1 protein-coding gene is annotated in these 1,187 nt (G+C 52.8%); it reads right to left on the bottom strand.

Annotation, left to right across the window (positions count from 1 at the left end; translation table 11 throughout):
* Nucleotides 1-23: 23 nt before the first annotated feature.
* Nucleotides 24-977: an IS110 family transposase gene (locus CAG18_RS25900; protein WP_085721827.1), complete on the bottom strand. Its 954-nt coding sequence runs from the start codon at nucleotides 975-977 to the stop codon at nucleotides 24-26.
* Between the last annotated feature and the right edge of the window lie 210 nt (nucleotides 978-1,187).

Here is a 1,187-nt window from a genome sequence, read left to right as displayed (position 1 = left end):
TCCTGTGGGAGATTCTATGGTTTTCAGCAAGCCAGTTTCTCGCCTTTGGTGACATATTCGTCCTGATTTTTCATCAGGGCGAATGCCACCCGCGCGAGCTTTCTTGCCAGGATTACCAAGGCTTGGGTTGTTGCTTTACCGCTGCTCCGATGCTGTTCGTAAAGCCCTTTCCAGGCTGCCGATCTGCTGGCCGCCATCGCAGCGTTGTGCAATAAGCGACGAATTTCTGAACAACCTCGCTTGGTGAGGCGACGTCGCCCATTCTTCTGTCCGGAATCACTGACTCGTAAATCCATTCCTAGGAATGCAATGTACGAGTCACTGCTTTTGAACTCGCCCCTTATAAAAGCCATCACCAATGCTGCGGCGGTGAGAAAACCAATGCCCTCTACCGCCTGGCAGCGAGCGACTTGTTCCTGCAGCCCAGCTTCTCGCAGTACTTCTTTAATCTTCTTTTGAATCAACTGATCCAGCCGATCTATCGACTTCACAAAAGTTTCGAAGGCGGCTTTCAAAAGGCTTTCGTTAGCCCAGCTCTGAGTCACTGCAGTACGGGCAGTCACCAAGGCGGCTCTGCGTCGCAAAAGGCTCTGAAGCTTGCCGTAGACAGCAGGAGGCGGGCTCCAAGGGCGAAGGTCCTCGCCTTCATTTTTTAAAAAACGGGACAGCAACCGAGCATCGGAGGGGTCGGTTTTAACCCGTCCCCCAACACTCTTCCGGTAGTTGCTCAATTGAAAACCATCGATGACATAGACCTCGAAGCCTAGGCTGTGGGCCAATTCAACCAGGTCCAAGTGATAGACGTTGGTCGCCTCAACAGCGATAGCGGTGTTGAGGGGTTGTTGCTTGAGCCACCTTCTGATCTCGAGTTTGGAGTTTTTCAGCCTGATGATCTCGTCGCGATCATCGTGGTGGATAACCAGCTCAGCTTTCGCGACATCCGCACCCACGATCAACTTACCTACCTGCATTGCCATGGGCCGCTCCTCACGTTATGGTTTTTCGGCTTGAAGGGGTTTCACCAAGAGGCGCTGGCTTGTTTCTATCGTCGCTTGCAAACGATGCATTCTTTATCGGCGCTTTGGTGGAAGGGGTGGGGCGATGTCTCCCACGGTCTGTACTGCTGTGAACAGTCAGAATCGGGCATTTAGTCCCACCACCCCTTCAAGTCTAACCATACAAGCGGG

The organism is Pseudomonas sp. B22(2017) (assembly GCF_002113105.1).
GTDB lineage: Bacteria > Pseudomonadota > Gammaproteobacteria > Pseudomonadales > Pseudomonadaceae > Aquipseudomonas > Aquipseudomonas asiatica.
Note: the sequence above shows the minus strand (reverse complement) of the source record. Positions and strands in the feature narration are given on the sequence as shown.

Coding starts and splice junctions, on each gene's coding strand:
- CAG18_RS25900 (WP_085721827.1), bottom strand. CDS start 977: ATGGCAATGCAGGTAGGTAAGTTGATCGTGGGTGCGGATGTCGCGAAA.